Below are 20437 nucleotides of genomic sequence, written 5' to 3'. Positions count from 1 at the left end.
TGGAAGCCTATTCCTAGGGAGATACTGAGACATTTCCCCTTATTTGGAAAGGTGTCCTGACTCTTTAATCCTCGCTTTCCGGTTTTGGATCGGAGGCTTCAGTAAGTGTTGTCGGTGCACTAGCAGCGTGTCTGAGAATTTTTTCTGGGCCTTTGCTGTCGGCATGGTCTGGAGGGGGGAGCAAGGGGCGCGTTGCCCCCCCTCAAGCCATGCTGAGCTTCGCCATTCTCTTACAGTTGTCGGCCAGCGCGACGAGGGTCCATTCGCTTTTGACCTTCTCCAGGCTGCGGAGCCTGAAGGTGCGGAAACCGAGAGCCGATTTGATGACGCCAAAGACGGGTTCGACGGTCTGCTTACGCAGCTTGTACATTTTTCGTCCCTCCGTCGTCTTCAGCTTCTCTTTCATCTCGATCCTCCAAGGCCCGGTCGTAGCGCAGGGACCGGATCTTCGACGCGTTGGCGTTACTCTTGGTCCCGTCGATCGACACCGTACCGAGCTTCAGGACCCCGGACTCCTTCGCCATGAAAAGGACCTCCAGGAACGCGGCCTCGAAGGCTGTCCTGTTCTCCCGCCGAAAGGTGGCGATTGTATCATGATCGGGATGATTGTCTGCCGCCACAAAACGCACACCAAGATCTCGATAGGTCGCCCGCTCCAGGCGACGCGAGGAGAAAAATCCGTTCGCAGAGCCGTAAATCAGAAGCCCCAGCATCATCCGGGGATGATAGCGCGGCTGGCCGACGACGCGATGACGGATCTTGAAGGCATCAAGCCTTACCCGGTCCACAGCCGCAATCACGAAATGGGCCAAATCGTCCTCCGGCACCCAATCGTTCAGACTGGGGGGCAGCAGAAACAGCTGATTTCGGTCGAATTCTCTGAATTTTGCCATGTGGGATAATACCAGAACGGGGGAAAATCCGACAGTCTGCTAGAGGGAAACGGGGTCAGCTTGAGTCTAGCTGACCCCGTTTCCCTCTAGGCGGTGGGGTCCCACGGGGACTGGGTCCTAAAGGGTCAGGATCCGGTCACGGGTGCTGATCAGGCCCGACGAGTTTTGCACCTCGACCTTGAAGTGATGGCGCAGGGGGCCGTTGGCGTCCCGTCTGGGCAGCGGACCGGCGATCCGGAAGGTGATATCCGGTTCGGTCCCCGGCACGTTTTCATGAAGGGCCACCTGTTCCCAGTTCCCCCGGGCATTGCGCTTGAACAGCCGGTAATCAGCGTTGGTCGCGGTGGGCGCGCAGCGCAGGACCAGATCTTCCAGCAGGTCGGCCGCCGGGTCGGGGATCTCCGCCGATAGACGCGGAGCATCGGGGATCACCGTGTCGATCAGATTGGTCAGCACCGTGCGCGAGGGCAGAGAGGGTGCCCAGTCGGTCAGGACCTCGTTGGCATCATTGGCATGGACCACCGGCCGCAGGCCGACGACCCGATAGAACACCGGAACCCCATAAGGTGGCAGGGGGAGGTCGGTGAAGTGGTCAGACAGGGTCAGGCTACCGGCCTCCTGCCCTTCCGCTGGGTCGGATGGGGTGACATCGTCGACCACCGTCATTGCCCGCACCGACAGGGCGGCATCGGCATCCGTAGTCCGCATCAGCAGATAGCGGGTGACCCCATGAAAGGCGGGGAGGGTGCTGACCGCCAGGCTGACCGACGGGCCGAGGCCGAGCGCCGGCTGGGCGCCGCGGGGTGTCAGGCCCTTGATCGCCGGGGCTGGAGCCGGGGCGGTGTTGACCGGGAAGACCGGACCAATCACGGGGCTGAGCGGCCCCATCTTCATGCGGCTACCGATTTCCCGTGCCGCGTAGAACCACAGCGACCGCGAAGCCCCGTCCAGGGTGAAATCGGTGAACATCACGCCGTTGTTGCCGACCAAACGGGCCATGGGGGCCTGATCGAAGGCGGGGTTTGTCGGCTCCAGAACCTTGCCGTTCTCGTCGCGCACCACCTGACGCCCCGGGCGCGGCTGATAGGGCAGGGGGCGAATGTGACGATAGAGTAGTGGCTGTTCGGTCAGAGGCGTGAACAGACGGGGCAGCAGCTCCTGCAAGACCGTGAAATTATCGCCTTCACCGGGGCCTTCGGCCGGGTTGAAGACACCGGCCTTGTCCGGATTGGGAAAACGATACCCGCCGTCTTCCGGATAGCGAGGGAACCGACCGTCGGGGTAGCTCAGGCTCAGAAGACTGCTCCAGCGCTCGGGCAGGAAGGTGTCACCTCCCTCGGCCGCAGCAAGGGCGGCCAAGTCCTCGCGGATCCGCGCAACCGTTGCCGGCTGGTAGAGGGCATGGAGGATGCGGGAATCGTTGGTGCGATAGACCGCCAGGGCGAAGGGGCGGTGGATCGAGCGGATGGTGAAGGAATAGCTGGACCGGCCTTCGTTGTCCGGACGGGTGGCGAAGGTCTGGGTTTGGGAAACGGTCGGTTGCTCGGGCTCGATCAGACCTTGGGCGATGATCGCTGCCGGCGCTGAAACCGGAGAGCGGAAGGAGCGCTCCGGGTCGGCGCTGCGGGCACCCAGATAGGTGGTGCGCCGCGTATCGTCGCCTTCTGGCAGCAAGGCTTCGGCATTGAAACCGTTGGCGTCGTCAGCGGGCAGGTACAGGCGGTATCCGGGATAGAAATTGACACCGACGATGGCATCTTCCGGAATGGGGGAAACGCTGAAGGTCGGATCAACGACGGTCAGCTGTAGCCGGGCGCCATTGCCCACGTTGGTGATGCGGATGACCTCCAGCACCTTTTTCGGCCCGTTGGGAGCGTCGCGCGGAGCGATGCGGACAACGCCCTGGTACCACTCCACGGCCAGGGGGCTGTCGGCCTGGGGATGGGGGGACAGAGTCAGGTCCTGAAAGCTCAGCTCGTAGATCCCCCCTTCCTCGGCGGCATCGTTCGGGCGGGAAGTGATGCGTGCCTGACCCAGGAAGCCCCGCAAGGTCTGTTCGACGGGCCGACCGGATGCGTCGATGAAGCGCTCCACCCAAGGCCGCCAAGAAGGGTCGCCGATGGTCACCCGGTTGGCAAGCGGAGCGGCATCCCGCCAGTTGCCCGCGTCGGCCATGTTCTCGACGGCGACGAAATGGCGGTTTTCTCCGGTGTCGAAGGTGCTTTCCAGGGTTTCAGAGGCCTGATAGGTGCCGGTCGGAGCATCGCCCGGTGTACCGCTGCGCAGCTTGGGCAGCAGGAAGGTGGGGCCGGTGCCCTCTCCGGCGGGGGGAAGGACAGCCTGGATGCCATAGGGGCGGCCGGCGATGACAAGAGAGCCGCCGGTAAAACGGGGCTTTTCCACCTCGGTCAGAGCCGGGGAGGCACTGGGCGGCTGGGGCGGAGCGCCGGGGTCCCGGGTGCTTTCGGGGGTGAAGTCGCCGGTCCGGACCTCCCACAGCGAGGGATCATGCGGATAGGTCTGGGCCAGGATGACCTTGCCGCCGATGGTCTTGGGGCGCTGTTCGCGGAACAGAAATTCCACGAACCGGCCGTCGGGATAGGACAGGTCATGGATGTGGGTGTAGTCGAAGGTGACGCGGACCAGGGTGCGATCCGGTCCGGGCAGGGCGGTCAGCCGCGCCTGTTCGGCCGCCGTGGTCAGAAGCAGGGGGGCTTCGGGCTGGATCAGGCAGGCGGCGAGGTTGTGGGGGGGCAGCAGATCGTTGCTCCGGCCCAATGTGGTGGGGATGGTCACCAGCGGACCCGGCGGGCCGGGGCGTGAGAACAGGTTGATACCGTAGCAGGCGTACAGATGCCGTCCCGATTCCGTCTGCTCGTGGGTCAGGGCGATGTCGCCGGGCAGCTCGGGCAGGGAGATGGGCATGGTCTCCGGTTTCTGCGGATTGCCGCCGTCAAGCTGATCAAGGGCATGGGACGGCTCCGGGCGCCGCCACCGGGCCTCGGTCGCCAGTCGGTGTTTCAGGCCCAGGAAGGCCGCCGGTGTTTTGTCGATGCTGGAGAACGGCGTGTCCGGCTCGAAAAAGCGACCCGGCGGCGAGGGGGCAGGATCGGTGTCCACCAGGGCGAAGTTCACGTAGCGCTTCAGGCCGTCCCAGGTGGTGCCGTCGGCGCGCAGGATGTTGCGGCCACCCGGGGAACCGTTGCTGACAATGATGCCGAACACCGGGTCATCCAGTACCGGCGCATCGGGCAGCCTGTCGTCCCGGGTACGGGTGGGCACGCTCATGGTCATATGCGCCGCCCTGGCCCCGCCGCGCAAGGTGGGGTGGTCAAGGGGGGCTTCGGTGCAATAGACGGCCAGATAGACGTATTCGGCATCCGGTGCTGCTGCTGGAACCGGATCCAGGGTGCCCAGCCCAAGCATGCGGGCAATGTGGAAGTCGGTCGCCGCCACGTTCAGCAGGTCGAGACCGGCCACCGTCAGAATGTCCTGCGGATTGCCGTCTTCATGAAGTGGCCGCTCGCCCCGTGGGGTGTCGTTTCGGGCGCTGAGCGCCAGATAGGACAGGACCGCATCGCGGATGCCGCCGTTGCGTTCCCAGCGCCGCCGATAGGTGTCTTCGCTGACCGGAGAATCTGGATCGAACTTGGGCCAACGTCCGCCCACATCGTTCCGGGGGCCATTGAACCGTGCCATTGCCTGGTTCGTATCCGACACCAGCGAAAAGCGGCCCATCGGCTGCCAGGCCTGGCTGGGTGGCAGGGCGTCGCTGGTGGCCCGCCGCACACCGTCGATATAGTGGTCGTAGCAATGCAGGAAAATCCGGCGGGTCAGACAGCCGCTCGCGCGGAAGCGGATGCCTTCCAGGTTCTCTGCAGTGATGGTGGTTTGGCCGGATTTGAAATAGGGTAGGAACAGGAAGTCGGCGAAGGCGACACCCAACGGCTTGTTGTCGACGTTACGGTCAATGATCCGCAATGTCAGGCGTCCCCCGTTCTGTGCGGTCCAGGCGGCTTGGAACGTGGCGGCTTCGCCGATGTCCGCCTGGGCGATCAGCGGCTGGATGACCGGTGGGGCGTCTCCGTTGTCGGCGCGGATTTCCAGGTCGAATTCCGGGTGGCCTTCCGGGTCGATGGTCAGAATCTTCCCGGTGAAAAGATATTGCCGCTCCGGCTCCACCTCCAGGTTGGTTTCCCAGATCGTCTGGTTATCCCGGCCCGAGGTGCGAACCACCATTCGCGATGACAGGCCGACAGGGGCGGCACGCCAAGTCGCATTCATGATACGGACATCGGGCGTCAAGGCGTAAACGCCGGCCTCGCCGATATCCGGATCCTCGGCCTGGACCCGGTGCAGGTCCGAGGTGAAGGTGTCGTCGCGGAAGAACAGGGGATCGGCGATGAGGTTGGCCGCCAGTTCCTGATCCCGCCGGGCGCCGGGTATGAAATTGGCCAGGTCGAGGGTGCTGCGTAGGGAGACATATCGGGGGCTGCCAATCCTGTTTTCGCTGACCGACAGTCCTTCGATCTTGACCTTGGTCATAGCCGAAAGTCCGTCCGGCGCGATCATCGCGCGGAAGGCCAGACGGTCCTTCAGCTTGACGGCAATCACCCCGTCGCCATAGGCGGCAAGGAACCGGTCCGGCTCCTCCCGGGGGTCGGCCCGGTTTCTGGCTCGGTCGTAGCGGTCGGCATCTTCGAAGCTCACATGGATGACGGCACCGGTGTTGGTCTGCCGGTGGATCCAAAGCCGCCGGTGATCAAGAACGGCAGAGGGGGCCATGTTCGCCAGATCCAGGACGGTCGCGAAGGTCTGGCCGATCCGCGAGCGGAAGATGTGAACATGGTCATCGGGTCGGTTGAAGCCTGGCCCCGCTTGGCCCCTTTCGCCCTTCGGCAGGTGGTTCTCCCCCAGCTGGCCGGCCAGGGTCCAGCGCAGATGAACCCCCGCCGTGGTGTTGTCAGCTCCGGTCGACCCGGCGGCCATGATGGCCAGATAGGGGGACTGGACCAGATAGGTCCGGGCTTCGAGGTTGTCGAGGACGATGTCTAGGGCGCTCATGGGCGGCTTCCTTGGCGGCGGCAACAGAAGGCTGCGGTATGGCGGTAGCGGGACAGCGTCAGGGGGAGAGTGAAAGGATCAGGTTGACCCTGCTGTCCGCTTCGTACTGGCGGCCGTTCCAGACCAGATGATGGAAACGGGCGGTCAGCCTGTCCCCCTCCAGCGGCTCCCCCCGGTGGGCAATCAGCACGCCTGTTCCGTCCTTGGAGAAGACCATCCCAAGCCCGTCTTGCCGTCCGTCGATCCACACCCGGAGCGCTTCGCCCCAAAGGGTCCGGGGCAGCCGGGGATCGATCAGGGGTTCCGGGTTGCGGATCAGAATGGCGAGCAGGGTATCCCCTCCGTTTCCGTTTCCGTTTCCGTTCGCTGCCTGTCGCAGGAACAGGATTTCCGTGGCTTCTGCCGGTGGTTGGGCGGGCAGGGCCAAAACCCCCTGGATGATCCGTTCGAAGGGATCGGGATACTGGATGGCCCGTCGCGTGGTCGGGTCGTCGTCGCCCGAAATGATCCGGCGCAGCTCTGAGACCGTTCCTTCCGGCAGGTTGACCCACAGGTCATGGCGGTTGTCTCGGCTGGCCTGCGCTCCCGCATTGGCCCCCGCATCCGGAGCCACCGACCCACGAAGATGATAGCTTTCGATCTGTTCGCGGAACGATCCGTAACGGGACGTGCGGAAGGAGAAGCGGTGTACCTCGGCACTGCGGCCTTCGAACAGGTTGTTCAGGATCGCCGTATACAGCTTGCCCGGTTTCAGGTTGGTCAAGGTAACCCGGGTCATGGTGGAGGCTGGCAGGATCAGGTCGCCTCCCGACAGCAGGCAGCGGGCGTCGTTGTGGGCAAGATTGCGGAAGGCCCGCAGGTCATCGGGGATGCGCGGATCGTCATCCCGCTCCCAGCTCTCCGTCCCGCCGGGAACCCGGATCGATTCCATATCCGGCGGCGGCGGGTTTTCAACGGTCACGCCTTCAGCCGGGTCCTTGATCAGCACCTGAAGACGACCAGTCAGTTCGGGCAGCCCCTGATACGCAGGCCAGCCGTTCAGCAGGTGATAGGTGTGGCGGCCGGTGTAGAACAGGCGGATTTCAGCGTTTTGGTAGAACAGGGGCTTGGTCCGCAACAGATTTCCCGAGACATCCGGGACGCAGCGGTCCTTGTCCAGATAGCGGCGCAGAGAGGTCAGGGGGTAGTCCTCTGCCGTCTTGCCGGCGGCCGTATCCACATAGGTGACGCCTGGTGTGGTATGGAAATGGCCGACGGGACCGGCCGTGGAGAAACCGAAGACAAAGGTTTGCTTGTCCAGAGCTGGTTCTTCGTTGGCATCCTGCCTGCCGTCGACCCGGTCCCCCACGGTAATCGCCAGCCTGTAACGGCTGTTCGGCCGCCAGACCGGGGCCAGCAAGTGTTCGATGGCGGCCCGGGTCGCCTGATAGTCGGCTTCGATGGCCTCCTGGCCGGGGATGTGGTCGTTGTAGGCCGCATCGGCGCGGGTCAGCCAGCGCACTTCGAACAGCAGGGTGGAGCAGTGCCATGGCTCTCCGGGGCGGACCGGACCCTGTTCCAGTGCCTCCAGGAAGGGGCGCAGGCTGCGGAGATCGTCTTCCAGCCGGTCAAGGCGGCGCTGAAGGCTGCTCCGGCGGTCCTGTTCCCGCTGCAAGGCCACCGCCAGCTCGGCGATGGCGGCGTAGACGATGCGGTAGACCTCGGCATAGTCGATGGGGGCGGTGATGGTGGTGGTCTCGAACCGGGCCACCTCGGCTTCGGCGGCGGTGCCCCGCAGCAGGTCTGGCAGGTCTTTCAGGCAGTCCTGGCCCAGCCGGGGAAGGGGACCGCTGGCCCAGTCCAGGGGCTTTTCCAGGATCAGGGGGGCATAGGCCGCCTGCTGTCCGACGACGGTCAACAGCGTGGTGATCATGCGATTGATCGAGCGGAGATCCTTGTAATAGCGGATCTGGCGGCCGATCACCGCCCCCTTCTCGTCGACGATATTGAAGTAGTAGCGGCCGTCCTTGGCCTGGGCGACCAGATAGCCGGCGTGGGTCGTCGCCCGCGTCAGGGTTGCCAGCATTTCCGCCCGGGCCGATTTCTGCTGGGCATAGCGGGTGCTGGCGCTGAACACCGGGCGGCCGGATCGGTCGATGATACGCCAGCGGTATTCGATTTTCTGGTCCTTGTCCTTCTCGTCATAGATCTCGTAGGCCAAGGGGCGGCCGTCGCGCGGAAGGCAGCGGGCGGCATAAAGCTTCAGGCGCTTCAGGCGGGGAGTGATGGCCCGGATCAGCGCGTCGCTTTCCGCGATCCGGTCGCGCGTTTCTGTCGCGTCTTCGGTCAGCGCCTCCAGCCGGGCACGCAGCTTATCGGGGTCGTGTTCCTGCTCGATACAGCCGATGGCCCGGCGTTCCCGCAGCCGGGATTCGATCAGTTTCAGGCGGCGCTCCAGATCCTCGCGCCCGTCCGTCTTGGCGTCGTTTTCCGCAAGGTGGCGCCACAGGCGTTCCTCTTCGGCCGCGAGATCGGCGATGGTTTCCTCGCCGACCGGTTCCCGCTGGCCGTCCCCGTCGGCGACCCACCGGGTCCAGCGGTCGCCGTGGGCCGGTTCGATGATGATCCGGTTGATCAGCTGGTCCGTCTGGCGGCCCGGGGCGTTGAACCGGATGGGTATGACCGCATCAAGGCGGTCGATGAAGCGGTCCTCCAGCAGGGCATAGGCCGGGCGGGAGTCGATCCAGCGCTTGTTCAGAACGGAAACCCGGACCCCGGTGGCATAGGTGAACAGTTTCAGTGAGACCGAGACGCTGCGTTCGGGCAGATCCAGTACCAGGATATGGCGGTTCAGCCATACCAGGGCGTGGGGCAGGGTGGGGTCGAGACGGAAGGGAAGGACCTCTGCCCGACGTCCCTCAGCCGGTCGGTCAGGCAGGTGGAAGGTCAGGCCGCCCCGGTTGTGCAGCCGCATCGACGGATAAGTCGTGCCTGCCGTCACGTCGGTCCAGTCGGCAACGGTCCAGGGTCGCGGGGGGCTTTCACAGAACAGGGTGGCGCCATCGATGCCGAAGTGCTCCACCGGGTCGGGGCTTGGTATCTGGGGGATGGCCAGGACCAGTGGGGTGTCGGCCAGCAGGCGGATCTTGTTGTAGTGGTGGCTGATCAACTGCCATTGGCCCGCCTTCAGGGTCGCAGGATCCACTCCGCGCCGGTTGCGAGGCTGGTCAGGATCGTCGGGAAAGATCAGGGCGTCGGTTGGGGTCAGGGCTTCATAGGGATTGTAGGGCCACCAGGCGTTGTTGCTCCAGACCGACAGGCTCAGGTCGGTGATGTGGTATTCGTGGGTGACATCCGTGCGCACGGGTTCGGGGGGGATGATCTCCATGGTTTGCGACGGGGCCGCATGACCGGCCCCGCCGATAATGTGGCTGACCGCGCCCGGCTGAAGACTTTTGGGGAAGTCGATGTCGATCCAGCAGTCCAGCGGGATGATCGCCCTGGCGAACTTGTCATCATTGCCGGACGGATCCCGATCACCGAAATAGGCCAGATCGAACCCTTCGCCGGACAGCATGCTGATCGCCTTGACCGGCGGGGTCTCGGCGATGGCGTCGGGCTTGGCGAAGGGGATCACCGGCGAGCGATCTTCGGCGCCGTCGAATGTCCAGCTCAGCGAGACGGTGAAGGACCTGGAAATGGTGATCTTGGCGAAGGCATAGCCGATGGTGACGCTGACCCTCAGATCCAGCCCGCCTTCGATCAGGAAGGGATTGGGCGCTTCGGCCAGCAGGGTGGTGTCCAGGCGGAACTTGAAACCGGCGAACAACAGGAAGACGTCGATCCCGCCACCGGCCAGCACATAGCCGCCGACCTGGGGCTGTTCGAAGCTGATCTTGCCGCCGGCTTCCATGTAGATGTCGGCCTTCGCCCGCACCGCACCGCCAGCATAGCGCTTGTCGATGTCGAACTCGATGCGCCCGGCCGTCTCGATCCCCCGGGCAGACAGCATCAGATAGGCCTGCGCCTGAAAGATCTTCAGCAGGCTGGCGGAAATCGGCTTGTCGCGGGTGCCGAAGTTCAGATACCAGCCCGATGGTGTGTCGAAGAAATACTTGCCCCGGACTTCGGCATGAATATCCAGGATCATGCCGCTGTCCGATGGCAGCAGATAATCGGCGCCGAAGCCGATTTCGATGGACTCCGGTTCCAGGGCCAGGAAGGCAAAGAACGGCGGATCCTGGTCGTCCAGCCCGACCCGCTTCCCCAGCACGTTGGCCTTGCCTTCCAGCAGGATCAGGTCGGGCATGGCCAGCAGCAGGAAGACCTTGGAGGAAAAGGCCTTGCCGTCATCGCTTGCCGTGGCCAGCGAGATGCCTGCCCCGACGGCAAAGGGATTGGAGGCGCTGGCCGTATCCCCGGGGGGGGCGAACTTGTCGCGGTACAGGCCGACCCCTTTTCCATTGACGGACTTTTTGTAGTAGGTGAACCAGTCGTCTTCGTCGGTGAGGTCGATTTCGGTTTTGGACGGCACATAGCGCAGGCCGAGCACCCCTCGGAACCCATAGATCCCCAGACCCGTCGGCCCCAGGGGGATCGGGGTGGCGATTTCAACGGAGGCATCAATGTAGAAGGACGGGTCGGCGGGCTTGTAGGCGATTTCTGCTGCGCCGGCCATGCGCATCTTGGGCAGGGTCACCGAAACGCCGCCGGCGTATTCCTCGCTGCCCGCGCCGCCGTCGCCTTTCAGGGCCACATAGCCGGAAATCAGGGCCAGGGCCGTGTCCGGCTTGGCAGTGCCGGGGATGATCAGGTCGATGGCCAGGCTTTCAATGCGCAGGAAAGCATCGGGATCGCGCCCCTCTGCCGGGTTGTTATCGATGGTGTAGAAGAACTTGATGCCGTCGCCCCGGGCATCCACGCCGCCCGGGTCCAGGCTCAGGCCGCCATCCAGCCCCCAATAGCGGTATTTGCGCAGTTGCCCCCGATGTTCGGCCTGGTGGGAGCCGAAGTGGATGGCGGTGATGGCGACCTCCGCCGGCCCGAGGGCGATGGTCACCCCCGAGGGCAGAGGCAGGGTGCCGCCGTCCAACTCGAAGGTTCCGTCGGCGTAAACGGTCAGGTCGGCGATATAGATATCACCGGTCAGGATCGTCGACAGGGCGGGGTGGGTGAAGCGCAGATTGCCCGCCAGACTCAGGAAGAAGGTGTCGTCCCGCCGACCCAGGGACAGGCGGTCCAGGGTGAAGCTGAATACTCCCGGAACATGCAGCGCCAGCCCCCGGGACGCGCGTGCGGTGATGGAAAAGTCGCCGTCGTCGCGGACCGTGACCTCCAGGTCGATCCGGACGGGGGTGCCGTCTTCATCCTCGAACCCCGGGATTTCCATGAAGCCGTCGATGGTCGATCCGGTGATGGCGTTCTGGCGGAAGGTCACATCAAACGTACGGAAGCCCAGGGTGAATCCGTCCTCACCGCCCAGTCTGGCGGTCAGGGCCATATCCTCTGGCGCTGACCCCTGGCGGATGGCGCGCAGGCCGATCCGGCCGGACAGCCCGCCGGTGCCGATCAGCAGGTTTTCGCCGACCAGACGGGCCGTGGCATTTCCATCCTGTCCGAACCAGTCCGGCGGCAGGTCGATGGTGGCTTCGGAAACAAAGACACCGATGAAGGCATCGGGGCGTCCGTCCGCCGTGGCTTCGGGGATGTTGCTGGTCCGGCTGAGGTCCAGGGTGGCGCTTTCCAGATCGATGATAAAGCCGGTGCTGCCGATCTGTGACCGGGTGAACGAGGCGACGCCCGGCGCCTGATGAAAACCGATACCGCCGTGGGTGGAGAAGCTCAGGGTGCCTGGGTGAAAGCGCAATACCGACTGTTCGTCCTGGTCCACCGGCACCAGGACCGAGCGGGGGAAGAGGATGGCAACAGAGGTGTCAAAAGACGCTTCGATCCTCGGCACCATCAGGTCGAGGATATAGGCCTCCAGATCGCCGCCGGGGATGAGTCCGGAAAACAGCCTGTTGAGGTGGCCCAGGGTCCGTTGCGGATTGCCTTCGATGAGGATGAAGCGCAGGTAGACGATCCGGATCAGCGGAATGCCCAGGCGTTGCTCGACCTCTTCGGCGAGCCGGTTGAGGCCCTCTTCCACCGACCCGGCAGGGATCACGATATCCAGACCCAGGAAGGCGTTCATGTCGGCCACCATCCCGGCGATGTCGTCGGGGCCGATGAATTGGTCGATGGCAGCGCGCAGGATCGGTGTGGCGTCGCCGTCAAGCAACTGTATTGCCAGCTCGAACAGGGCCTGTGGCTCGGGCGAGAAGCGGCTGATGTCGAAGCCGTTCAGAAGGCGCTGGATCGGCCAGTGATAATGCACCCGCGTCGGGATCAGGCTGGTGGAAGGGTCATTGTTTTCACTCAGGTTGAAGGCCACCCGCAGGCCGTCGGTGCCCGGGGTCCCGAAGGACAGCTCTTTGAAGGACACCACGGTCAGGCTGTAGAAGGCGCTGTCCCCTTTGCTTCCCTGCGATATCCGCAAATCGCGGTAATACAGGCCGCGAAACAGCTCCTGCAGGCCTTCCCCCAGAAACCCCAGCCCGGTGGGCATGTCCTCCGGCGAAACGAGGGAGGAGAGCGACGGATAGAAAGCGTCCGATGTCATGTCCTGCTCTCCCTAGAGGCCCGGTAGTATGGTGCGGAGGTAGGCGGTGGCAGAGGCGATGATATCCCCAAGGCTCAATCCGCCATCCCCCGGGTTGGGCAGCCCAAGGTGCCCGGCCTTGATGGTGTCGTGGTGGGTCGTGCGGTAGCGGATGACGCGGTAGAACAGCTCGTTTTCGAAATAGGCGCCGGCACCGCCGTATTCGGGGCGTCCGTCCAGAGCGGACAGGTCATAGGCCGGATCCTGTGTCAGGGGGCCGCCACCGGGCAAGGTGGGGTGGATGCGGCGCGGATCATCGGCGGCCTGACCTTCGTATCCGACCGACTGATCGTAGACCCATCTCCATTCCCGACCCTCCCCGCGGACCTGCGGCGGAACGGGCAGGTTGGAGGCAAGGATCTCGTCGACAGGACCCACTCTTTCCTGCGGGGGCAGCTGGCCATCGTTGTCAGGGACGGCGGCGGCGCGCCTGTTGACGGCGATCCGATCTATGTCGAAGACCGCTTCGGTCCGGGACTCGCTGCCCACTGTGATGATGGCGTTGACCTGGTCGGGGCCGTCGAACAACGGGGCGAGCAGTGTTTCGACCAACTGTGTCCATGCCGCATAGCGTTTGGGCAGAATGGCGGCACGGATAAAGGCCGTGCGCCCCCCGCCTTCCAGCGTCGTGCCATCCAGGGCGAGCGCGAGAGAGGCCCCGGGGGACGGCTGACCGACGGAGTCGTCCGTGATGGTGGGGTCCAGGGCGAGGACGAGGATTCTCAGCGCATCCGGCGGGACGGGCCCGGCAGGCTCGGCGCGGAAGTCCGGTTCGAACAAACCCCTGGATCGTATATCCAGGTCGTTGCACAGGTCGACCAGCCGCCCTGTCGGGACGAGATCCGCCAGATGCTGCTTCAGCAGAAACCGTATGATCAACCGTGCCCAGTACAGGGGGCGGTCGTCCGGGGGGGTGTCGTCGTTTCCTTGGGCGATGCCACGGGCCATCGACCATAGATCGTCGGCACCGGAGTGGACGAGAGGATCAAGTGTGTGATCAAAGCGGTCGTTGTCGATAAGACCGGTCAGCTCGCCGGTGAAAACATCCAGGATCTCCTGCAGCGGGTTGAATGTCACCGGCGCGAAGATCTGACTGATCTGGTCCGCGAAGCGCTTGGTCCGGCCTTCCTCGAGAGTCGGCTGGTAGCGGGTCTCCGGAAGCGGCCGGGCGAAGTAGGCGAGGGATCCGTAGATCAACCGGTCGAGGCTATAGACAATAATCGGGTCGTCCTCTGCCCCCTCCGGAGGGAGGGTTTGGCTAAAGCCGTCGGTGTCCCAGCCGCGAACCTCGACCCTGTATCGGAAGTATTCGATGCCGGACGGGTCGGTCTGCGGCCTGTCACCCCCCGCCGTATCGGGGACCAGCACAAGAAAGCGGTCGTGATGGGGGCTGAACGGGCCTGCGGTTTCCAGGCGGACCCGTTCGTCCTCGGTGAGGCCCAGAGCCAGGATGGCATGGGGGGACAGGACCGCATTGCCGTTCGCATCGGTGTCGGCCTGGAAGCGGAACAGGGTGGCTGTTGTCGGTTCACTGCCCGGTCGCTCCAGCGTCACGGGGGTGGTTGCCGGGATCAGTCCCCTGAAAAAGAAGGCGATATCGAGGAAGGACCCGTTGACGCCAACCCCTCCCGTCAGCCCCGGAAGACCGGTTGTGCTTTGGACGTCGGGCTCCACGATGTCTGTTGCCGCAGCGAAGAAGACCACAGCTCCCTCCTCCACAGCCACCCCGCGAGAGGCGACATAGGCGAAGCCGAGATCGCTGTCGCCGCCCAGGGCGTCGACAAACCGTTTGTCCTGGGCCATGCTCCACTGCACCGCTTCATTGTGCGGAGAGGGAAGGGGCGCGGCTCCCAGAGGGCCGAACAGGCCGTCGGTAAACCGGTCAGACCAGACCACGCTGGCGTCCAGAGGAAAGAAGGGGGGCGGCGGCCGACGGCGGTAGACGAACAGCTTGATCCAGCCGCTGACGGGGCGCTGCACCGTGAGGTCAGCGGGATCGGGTAAACTGTGCTGGGCGAATGAAAGGGGCTGCATCCATGGATCGTCGTCCTGGTTTCGACCTTCCAGATATTGCCCTTGCACAAAGGATTTCCGCAGGTGGCGAGAGGTGAGATCTCCCCATTCCACATAAACCAGCGGTCGGCTGTTATCACCCTGGGCCAATTGCACGGTCAGGGGAATCGTCCTTCCGGCCGATGTACGGGAAAGGTCGTGCAGGATCGCCAGAGGCCAGGTGTCATGAGTGGCGTAGGCGTGGGGAGTCAGGGCCTCGGGATCAATGCCCAGGCGGATTTGGGCTCCCCCTTCGTCGTAATTCCGGTAGTAGTTGAACGAATAGCCGCCCTCGTTACGGATATCCAGGTAGACGGTGCCAGCGGTATGGAACCGGGAGATCACCGCTTCGTGGAGTTCAGCGTATCGGAGGATCGGCACATGGGGATCGGCGTTTTCTACACCGATCGTGTAGTACAGACCGTAATATGCGGCCGGATCAATGTAGTTCAGGATCCGTTCGGCCCGCGCGCGCCGCTCCAGGGGGTCGGCGATGCCGGACAGATCAATTGCATTGGTTTCCTGTCGGGCAATGGCCAGGGTCGGTCCCGGGGTCCCCTCTTCCAGGATGATTTCAAAGCCGACCATGCTGTCAGCCTCGGGGAGCAGGAAATCGCCCAGGGTCTGGCCGATACCGATCACCGGCAGGCTGCCGCCACCTTCCCGAGACTGGAAATAGTGGTCGAGAGAGTCCTCTGCGGATTGATCGGCGATCAGGCCGAACAGGCTTGCCGGCGGCGCTTCCCGGTGGGGATCCGGTTGCGGCTCTGGGCTGGCAGCCTGGGCTTCCAAGCGCCGACGGTCGTTATGGATCTGCCACAGGTCGGTAATGAACGGGGATGCGTCGGCCTCGTCGCGCAGACGCAGCAAGTCTGCGCCGTCGGGGCCTGCCAGGAAGTCGGTCAGGGCGAGGCCGCGATAGATGAAATACTTGACCCGGGTGAAGTCGGCCCTGGGCTGACGAAGGGGCTTGAGGATCAGATTGACCCGGTTCGGGTGATTGTCCATGCGTTGCAGCATGACCATGCCGGTCGCCGCTGCCATGGCCTTCACCCGGGGCTCCGGCCCGGCCCGGTGGAAGCGGGCGGTGACGGCAAAACGGTCGGTCGGGGCGGCAGGGTCGGGGCCGAAGGCTTCCTCCCGGGTCTGGGGGGCGAAGCCGACCATGTCGGCGAAGGTGTGGAAGGCCGGTCGGCCGCTGTTGATTGTCGTACCCGGGGATTGAAGAGAATCAGCGTCGATCACCATGATGGTATGCGTGGCTTCGCCCAGGGTTGCTCCCTGGTCGTTGCGCAGCCTGAAGACCAGATGCATCCGGCTTTCGCCGGAGGACAGGGTGATGGTGCCGACGATGGCCATGTCGCTTTCGCGATCCAGAAGGGTGTCGGCATTGGCTGAGGAGACAAGATTTACGCTCAGCCAGTCTGTATCCGGTGTGCTTACCCAGGGGGTGGCGGCCGGATCGTGTGGATGGAGCGCGCTGGTCCAGGTGCCGTCGGGAAAATGACGGATGGCTTCGACCTGGATATCGGCGGGACGGAAATAACCGATGGGATCGGAAACGGTGATCCGGAAGGGCAGGGTAACCGTTTCGCCGCTCTGCAAGGGTACGGCCCTGGTCAGAGGGCCGCCGTCGGGACGGTCTATGGTAAGGGTGGCGAAGGTGATTTCGCGGGTGGAAAAATTGTTGTTCGATCCGGCAACCAGCCGTTCGGCGCCGTCGAGGATCGTCTCTTCACCGTCTTGGTTCCGGTCTTTGATCACGCCATCGTGGGGGGAAATTTCGACCAACAGGACGGTGCGGCGGCGGTCGGACAATTGCAAGCCGACGGGCGGCAAGTCCTGTGCGCGCCAGGGGATTTTGACGATCAGGTTTTCCCCACTGGGAATGCCCCCTGTCAGCTCGGCGTTGTTGCGCAGGACCGCGTCCTCGTCGAGAGGTAACGGCCAGGGCGCGGTGCGGGAGGCCGGAAGGTTGTCTTCGGCGAGCGTATCGAACAGCGATTTTTCGCCAATGAAATAATGCTGATGGCGGTCTGTGGACAGGGCACCCACTTGTTCCGGGTTGGACCAGTCGTTTTCCGGTTGGGCCACGTCGCGCCGTATGCGGAAGGGGTCCCCTGACTCGGTTCGGATGATGTAGAACCGTGCCCAGGCTTGCAGGCTTTCCCTGACTGCCAGTGCGGGGCGCTCCACCGGCCGTTCTCCAATTTCGATGCCGTCGTAAAGGTTGTCGCAGCCCGTGCCCCTGTTGCGGATGCGCGTATAGATATGACGGGTGACGTCCCGCGCCGAAGAGGGATTCTGGTGCGGCGGCAGGGACCTGTAGGACCGTATGTTGCCCTGGCTGTCTGCCGTTGTGTAGCCCACCGGCAAGGCTGCTGTGCCATCCGTTACGGGGTCTATGTTGCGTATCCAGATATCCGGACTTTGGATCGGATCGCGGGCTGTATCCACCCGGTGGGTGCCCTCGTCATCCGGATGATTGCGGATCATGAGGTCCCGGTGATCATGGCTGTATTTTTTCGCGATCTTTACCGCAAGTTCGGAATTGATGCGGCCATAGCCGAAGACTTCACTGAAATACGCGGTTCGACGAGGCTCTGCGAAGCGATAGCCGGATTGCGCCCGAGCATCGGCGACGACAAGGGGCTGTCCCTTTTTGTCGTGCCAGATTCCGATTTCCGTCTTGTTTTGTTCCTTGTCGATCCAGCCGGTATATCTCAAATCGATCTTGTCCGCACTTTCTCGCAGAATCCATCGAACTTCCGTCCAGCTCAGGTGCGGATTGACTGACAGGATGAGGGCGCAAAGTCCGGCAACCTGAGGCGCGGCGGCTGAGGTGCCACCCGTGGTCAGGGTGTAATCACCCCGGCCGCCAATGATCTGAGTGCCCGGCGGTTTGACTTCCAGCAGAGGTTTCTCGAGTTCGATGGAAGTAGGGCTTGTCTTACGCTTTACGCGGTTTGCTTCTGATCCGAATTTTCCCGATGTCGTTTCGGATATGCCGATCAGAATGGGGTCGTTGGCAGCAAAATAGGCGCTGGTGTCAACCTGGATCTCCGTTGCTCCGGCCGGAGTATCCACGCCACCTGCTTCCGCAGTCGGAGTCCAAGCAAGAATCTGACCGCCAACTACCAGAATTTGATGATTTGGATGATTTGCATCGTGGGGTAGCGTTGTCGGATCTTCCAAGACCAACGCGACCGGTGTCCCGTTGATCTTGTCGATGGTTATGATGGTATTCAGTTCCCGGTTGGTCGGATCGGTGGGATCGCCGAGAAGAATTTTCTGATCTGAGACGAAGCCGACGAAAGAAGTCGGAACGATGCGTTGTGTCCCTAAGGGGGCTCGCTCAGCGAACGGATACTTTAGGTCGGCAAGTGTGATCAGACGGACGTCTGCATCGTCAACCGGTGGCGTAAATCCCACCGGGTTTTCCAGTGTGATGCTGGTGGTGTTATGGACGGTTCGGATCTTGTTGGGGGCAAGGGGTACAAGAATGTGATCAATCGAGAAAAGTATGTTGAAGCTCTCCGGATCATTTCGGTCACTACCTTTGCGCAGGCCGGTTGTATCGACCACGTTAATTCTGCGATCATTCATATCCCAGGGTTTTATCAACGCGACATCCAAAGCACCTGCGCAGCCCGGTATTTCTCCCTGTCCGTATAAAGCCGGGGATACGAGGCCAAGGAGCTTTGGTTCTACGTTTTCTATATCAAGTTGGTAGGGGCGACTATGTGACATGGCGCAGACGTCAAGTTCATGGCCGTGATTGCTGTAATATACATGAACTTCTCCAAATCTATTGTTGTAATCGTAGACGGCAGTGGCGCCGACGGTGATGACTTCAGGGTCAGTTTTCAAGTTGCCTATTCTGGAGATTCGATCCACATCATTTCCAGCCGAAAAAATAATGATCGTGCCGCGCCCGTCTCTGCCATACCGGGTGGATGGATGGAAATTCCGTGCCCCCATCAATATGGTTCCCAGGCCGGCGTAGTACGAATTCGTAATAATATCGGCCGGAACAGCGGGAACAGTGTCCGTGCCCATAACATCCCGCCCCTTGAGAAGAGGCAGGCCACTCATCCATCTAAAAAGGGAGTAGTTTAGTAGCCAGTTGACCCATCGTACGGGCAAGAGGCGACAGTTGGGGGCGACGCCTACTGTGCCAAGTGCATGCTGTTTGTGGCCGCTTGGGGTGTTGACACTGGCAGCAGCGATACCGCACATGTTGGTTCCGTGACTGTCGATTTGGATGTCATTGATATGAAAACGCCAGGGTAACGCATTGGTGTCCACGAACTGCGCAATTTTCGGACTGCCGTCGCTCACCGTCCCCCTGAATTCGGCATGCAGCGGTTCTATCGTGCCGGTGGCTGTGCGATAGCTTTGAAGGCCGGTGTCGACAACGCCAATGCAGATTTTCGCCGAGCCATAAGTAATGTCGCCGGGATGTGGCGGAGCATCTTCTTCGTCGTCTGCTTCCTCCGCATATCCAGGGGAAAGCGTCCTCAGGTAGTTCCATGCTTCGGTTGTTCGTGAGTAAAGAAGTTCCTTTTGGTCGTCGATGAGGTAATCCTGAGGCCGAACGTCGGCGTTGTGGAACTGGACAGGCTCCAGGATCACCGGTATCGCGTCGGCAATTCCCGGATGGCCGGACAGGCGCTGGGCGGTTTCCAGGCCGTCTTCGTCCAGGGCCCCGGGAAGGGGGGCTGCAAGGTAGGATCCGATGCCTGGGTCCAGGGGGCGGATGATCTCGAACGCCAGTTCAGTCGCTATGGCGTCTATTTCCCCGGGAGAAATCGGGACGGCAAAAGTAACGACCAAAGTTCCGGTTGTTATGGCGAGGCTTCTGGCGGTCCACGTGGTAACAATCCCTGTGGTGTCGAGAAAATCGAGGGCGCGCAGCCGGTCCAGTGCTTCGCGGCGAGCGGCGTCGTCCGATCCTTCCGGAAGGTGCAGCAGGCGGAAGTCGGTCCACCAGGGCGGACCGTCGTTATCTGCGGCATCCTCTTCCTGCGGTGGATTGTCGGCGTCCGGATGGCGCGCCATGCCAAGAGCGCCCAGTCCGAGGTTTTCGATTTCTCTTTCCTGGTCCTCGGAAAACCCGTCCGCTCGATATAGTCCGAGCAGGGTTGGCGGCTCCTCAATGGGAAGGCAGAAATGGGGAAACCTGTAGGTGCGGGCGTTTGCCGAGCCGAGCAGGAAGACTGTGGAGACCCCGGCATCCTCGACAAGCAATTCGCGTTCCTGGATGGAAAAGCCCGGAGCGTCTACCCGGGCCAGATACACCCCCGGCGGAGGAGGTTGGTCATCGGGCCAGTATTGCCTGTCGAGAAGATCATCAAGGTTCAGGTCGAACACCGTTCCCGGTGCCACCACGCTGACTAATCGGCTTTCCTGGAGCATCAGGGACAGGTGCGCCCCGGGCAGGCGTGCCCCGGCAACATCCATGACATCGATGAGAAAACGGGGGCGTGAACCTGTCATGGGCGCGGGTTCCGGTCAGAAGGCGTGGAGCATCTCCCCGGCGGAGGCCGGTCCGGGGGTCGGATCAATTAGAAATGGGCATGGGGAAAAGGGGGTCAACCATTTTAAAGGGTTTTATTTTTAAAAATCCCGTAAAAATGGTGCGACGCAATACTGCTCGGGGGTGGAGTGGATATGCATGCCCACAACAGCAGCCTATGGTAAAAGACCACCGGCCCTACCTGATGACCGTTTTTGCAGAGTGCCTTGA

4 protein-coding genes and 1 pseudogene are annotated in these 20437 nt (G+C 62.7%); all 5 read right to left on the bottom strand.

Annotation, left to right across the window (positions count from 1 at the left end):
• Window positions 1-202 precede the first annotated feature (202 nt).
• The 5 genes and pseudogenes from ACLIRY_RS14660 to ACLIRY_RS14640 all read right to left on the bottom strand — a co-directional run bounded on the left by ACLIRY_RS14660 (window position 203) and on the right by ACLIRY_RS14640 (window position 20187).
• On the bottom strand, window positions 203-370 hold the full coding sequence (locus ACLIRY_RS14660; protein WP_413206157.1) for a transposase: 168 nt from the start codon (window positions 368-370) through the stop codon (window positions 203-205).
• Window positions 371-401: 31 nt separating this feature from the next.
• Window positions 402-893, bottom strand: a pseudogene (locus ACLIRY_RS14655) (transposase); the annotation flags it as partial.
• 117 nt (window positions 894-1010) lie between these two features.
• Window positions 1011-5957: a hypothetical protein gene (locus tag ACLIRY_RS14650; protein WP_413206156.1), complete on the bottom strand. Its 4947-nt coding sequence runs from the start codon at window positions 5955-5957 to the stop codon at window positions 1011-1013.
• A 58-nt stretch (window positions 5958-6015) separates the two neighbouring features.
• Window positions 6016-12597 (bottom strand): hypothetical protein, encoded by a 6582-nt coding sequence (locus ACLIRY_RS14645; RefSeq protein WP_413206155.1) that lies wholly within the window; start codon window positions 12595-12597, stop codon window positions 6016-6018.
• Window positions 12598-12609: 12 nt separating this feature from the next.
• On the bottom strand, window positions 12610-20187 hold the full coding sequence (locus tag ACLIRY_RS14640; RefSeq protein ID WP_413206154.1) for a S8 family serine peptidase: 7578 nt from the start codon (window positions 20185-20187) through the stop codon (window positions 12610-12612).
• Window positions 20188-20437: the final 250 nt, after the last annotated feature.

Source organism: Rhodospirillum sp. A1_3_36 (genome assembly GCF_047263945.1).
Lineage (GTDB): Bacteria > Pseudomonadota > Alphaproteobacteria > Rhodospirillales > Rhodospirillaceae > Rhodospirillum.
This window is presented reverse-complemented; position numbering and strand designations above follow the sequence as displayed.